Source organism: Croceivirga radicis, from assembly GCF_002072105.2.
In the GTDB taxonomy this organism is placed as follows: Bacteria; Bacteroidota; Bacteroidia; order Flavobacteriales; family Flavobacteriaceae; genus Croceivirga; species Croceivirga radicis.
Genome location: NZ_MTBC01000018.1, coordinates 1 through 3,590 on the forward strand (window position 1 = coordinate 1; position 3,590 = coordinate 3,590).

General features: G+C 46.1%; 1 protein-coding gene. It reads left to right on the forward strand.

Translation table 11 applies throughout. The annotated features are described in order from the left end of the window. On the forward strand, positions 1–3,590 hold a 3,590-nt coding region (locus BUL40_RS15790; RefSeq protein WP_080319999.1), incomplete at both ends, for a beta strand repeat-containing protein.

The following is a 3,590-nucleotide window of genomic DNA, read 5'->3' on the forward strand; positions in this document are numbered from 1 at the left end:
GGTGACGGAACGTACACCTACACGGACGAAGCTGGTAACACCCAGACTATCGATACCAGAGCCTCTAGTAACCCATATGACAATACAACTAGTGGTTTGGCCGCGACTGACGTACAAGCTGCGATAGATGAAATCAACGCCGCTGCGGGCACGGTTGCCTTGGTGGACAATGGCGATGGCACCTACGTATTTACGGATGCATCGGGTACAACAACTACCATTAGCGATACAAGTTTAAGTACGGTAGCCGATAATGGTGACGGAACGTACACCTACACGGACGAAGCTGGTAACACCCAGACTATCGATACCAGAGCCTCTAGTAACCCATACGATAATACCACCAGTGGTTTGGCGGCGACTGACGTACAAGCCGCGATAGATGAAATCAACGCCGCTGCGGGCACGGTTGCCTTGGTAGACAATGGCGATGGCACCTACGTATTTACGGATGCATCGGGTACAACAACTACCATTAGCGATACAAGTTTAAGTACGGTAGCCGATAATGGTGACGGAACGTATACGTATACGGACGAAGCTGCTAACACCCAGACTATCGATACCAGAGCCTCTAGTAACCCATACGATAATACCACCAGTGGTTTGGCGGCGACTGACGTACAAGCCGCGATAGATGAAATCAACGCCGCTGCGGGCACGGTTGCCTTGGTGGACAATGGCGATGGCACCTATGTGTTCACGGATGCATCGGGAGCAACGACTACGATAAGCGATACAAGTTTAAGTACGGTAGCCGATAATGGTGACGGAACGTATACGTATACGGACGAAGCTGGTAACACCCAGACTATCGATACCAGAGCCTCTAGCAATCCATATGACAATACCACCAGTGGTTTGGCCGCGACTGACGTACAAGCCGCGATAGATGAAATCAACGCTGCCGCGGGCACGGTTGCCTTGGTGGACAATGGCGATGGCACCTATGTGTTTACGGATGCATCGGGAACTACCACAACGATAAGCGATACAAGTATTAGCACTTTGGTAAATAACGGGGATGGAACATACACCTATACAGATGAAACAGGGACAGCACAAACCTTTGATTTTGTAAGCAACGATGCTAATAACGACATTACTGTAGGTAGTGACGGTGGTTTATATTTAAATGTTGCTTCGGTAAGTATTGCTGAAACAATTACCAATATAGCAGATAATGGTAATGGTACGTTTACCTATACCAATGAAAATGGTGTTGCCCAAACAATAGCAAAAGGCGACCTAACAAATAATGGTAATGGCACGTTTACCTATAATAACGGGAATGGAACACCAATTACATTTGTAGGTACAGATGATCAAACTGCAACTGAAGTAGCTATCACCGATGCAGCGGGTAACTTTGCCGCTAACAACGTTGAAGAGGCTTTGGCGGAATTAGCTACAAATAGCACAGACGACCAAGACTTAGGTCAAGGAGTAGGTAGCGTGGCCAATGAAAGCGTGGAATTAACCATTACAGATGGTGCCAGTACTACCATAGATATTCGTGATTCGGATTCCAATCCGTTGAACGAAATACAGAACTTAAGTGAAGTATTGGCCGACGGGAATGACGGTGGAGGAGCAGCTATTACTAATATTGCCGACCCAACCAATGCACAAGATGCTGCAACAAAGGCGTACGTAGATGCTCTAGACGGTACAGACGACCAAGACTTAGGTCAAGGAGCAGGTGGTGTGGCCAATGAAAGCGTGGAATTAACCATCACAGATGGTGCAAGTACTACTATAGATATTCGTGACGAGGATTCCAATCCGTTGAATGAGATACAAACTGTTGCTTCAGCAGACGGTTCCGTTACAGTAGTAAGAACTGGCGATGATTTTGATTTATCGGTGGACACAACTACAACTGTAGCCAATGCTAGTAGCGGAAATGAATTGACCACTACGGTAAATGGTGTTACAGGAGCACCTGTAGATATCATTAATAGCAATACAATAACATTAAATGGTAGTAACGAATTAGTTAGTACGGTAAATGGTGAAGCTTCTACGGCGTTAGATTTAACTCCTGCGATACAAGCAAATCAGACAACTAGTTCTGTTGTAGCGGGTAATGGTGTATCCGTGACTCCAACTACAACAGGAAATAATACGGCATATACAGTTGCTATTGATGAAGCCGCAATAGCGGATGGAACAATTTCTTCTTCAGATTTAACAGTAACCGGTGGTGCTAATTCAACTTTTGAGGATGTTACTTTAGAAATTGCAGCAGGTGCCGTAGGCACTGCAGAGCTTGCAGATGATGCTGTTGCTTTAGAAAAATTAGCCAACGGTACTGCAAATGGACAAGTAATGCAATGGGATGGTACGGAATGGACCTTGGTAGATTTAGGTTCTGTAACCGTAACTGAGAATGATGGTGTTATAGGTAACGAGGTTGTGGGGCCCACAGACGGTACTTTGGTACGTTCAGGGGCTGGCTCAACGGTAAGTCCTTACACTTTAGATGTAGCTACAGGTGGGATTACTAGTAATGAAATTGCAACGGGAGCCGTAAATACGGACGAATTAGCAGATAGCGCGGTTACCTTAGGCAAACTTGCGGATGGTGCTAATGCGGGAGATATGATTCAATGGAATGGTACATCTTGGGAGTATATAGATCCAAGTACCTTGATTCCTGCTAATAACGATAATGATGCGTCAAATGAGTTACAAGATTTGTCCTTGACAGGAGATAATTTAACACTTAGTGACGATCCAACGGCAACCCCTATCGATTTATCGAATTACAGGGAAACCGTTGTAGGCGCCAATGATATTACGGTTACTGATGATGGTAATGGAAACTTTACGGTTGATTATGTTGATGGTGATAACGATGATCAAAACGAAATTGAATTACCAACGGGAGGTGTTAACGGACAAGTATTAAGTACAGATGGAAGTGGTAATTATAGTTGGGTGAATCCAGATTCAGGACCGCAAGGTCCAGCGGGTGCAGACGGTGCAAATGGTGCAGATGGAAACGGAATTGCTTCCACAGTAGATAATAACGATGGTACGTTTACTTTAAATTATACGGATGGTACCAGCTTTACTACTTCGGATTTGACAGGTCCACAAGGACCAGCAGGTAATGATGGTGCGGACGGTGCGGTAGGTCCTCAGGGTCCAGCGGGTGCAGACGGTGCAGACGGTGCAGATGGAAACGGAATTGCTTCCACAGTAGATAATAATGACGGTACATTTACTTTAAATTATACGGATGGTACCAGCTTTACTACTTCGGATTTGACAGGTCCACAAGGACCAGCAGGTAATGATGGTGCGGACGGTGCGGTAGGTCCTCAGGGTCCAGCGGGTGCAGACGGTGCAGACGGTGCAGATGGAAACGGAATTGCTTCCACAGTAGATAATAATGACGGTACATTTACTTTAAATTATACGGATGGTACCAGCTTTACTACTTCGGATTTGACAGGTCCACAAGGACCAGCAGGTAATGATGGCGCGGACGGTGCAGTAGGCCCACAAGGTCCAGCCGGTCCACAAGGTCCAGCGGGTGCAGACGGTGCAAATGGTGCAGATGGAAACGGAATTGCTTCCAC